Source organism: Pandoraea sp. ISTKB (assembly GCF_001721285.1).
GTDB classification, from domain to species: Bacteria; Pseudomonadota; Gammaproteobacteria; order Burkholderiales; family Burkholderiaceae; genus Pandoraea; species Pandoraea capi.
Map to the genome: position 1 here is coordinate 1 of NZ_MAOS01000108.1, position 615 is coordinate 615.

The 615-nt window shown below is 61.6% G+C and carries 2 protein-coding genes; both read left to right on the forward strand.

The genetic code is table 11. The annotated features are described in order from the left end of the window. Positions 1–117 (forward strand): proton-translocating transhydrogenase family protein (locus A9762_RS28360; RefSeq protein ID WP_139133440.1); only part of this gene is annotated, 117 nt, incomplete at its 5' end. 1 nt (position 118) lies between these two features. Then, positions 119–615 (forward strand): NAD(P)(+) transhydrogenase (Re/Si-specific) subunit beta (locus tag A9762_RS27800; RefSeq protein WP_170836349.1); only part of this gene is annotated, 497 nt, incomplete at its 3' end.

The following is a 615-nucleotide window of genomic DNA, read 5'->3' on the forward strand; positions in this document are numbered from 1 at the left end:
GCGGTGAACGTGTTCGGGGGCTTCCTCGTCACGCAGCGCATGCTGGAGATGTTCAAGAAGAAGGATAAGGCGCCTGCTAAGGCCGCCAATGACGAAGCAGCAAAGGGAGCGCACTGACATGAGCATGAATCTTGTGACGCTGTTGTATCTGGTCGCGTCGATCTGTTTCATTCAGGCGCTCAAGGGCTTGTCGAATCCGAAGATGGCGCGACGCGGTAACGCGTTCGGCATGATCGGCATGACGATTGCCGCGCTCACGACCGTGGCGCTGATCTTCGAATTGCGCAAGCTGTCGGGCGGCAACTACGCGGGCCTCGGTCTGATTCTGGCGGGTCTCGTCGTCGGTGGCGGTATCGGCGCCTACGTCGCTCGTAAGGTCGAGATGACGAAGATGCCGGAACTCGTGGCCGCCATGCACTCGCTGATCGGTCTGGCTGCCGTCTGCATCGCGGTCGCCGCTGTGGCCGAGCCGGCTGCGTTCGGCATCGTCGCCGCAGGGGAAGCCTTGCCGCCGGGTAACCGTATCGAGCTGTTCATCGGTACGTTTGTCGGCGCGATCACGTTCTCGGGTTCGGTCATCGCCTTCGGCAAGCTCTCGGGCAAGTACAAGTTCCG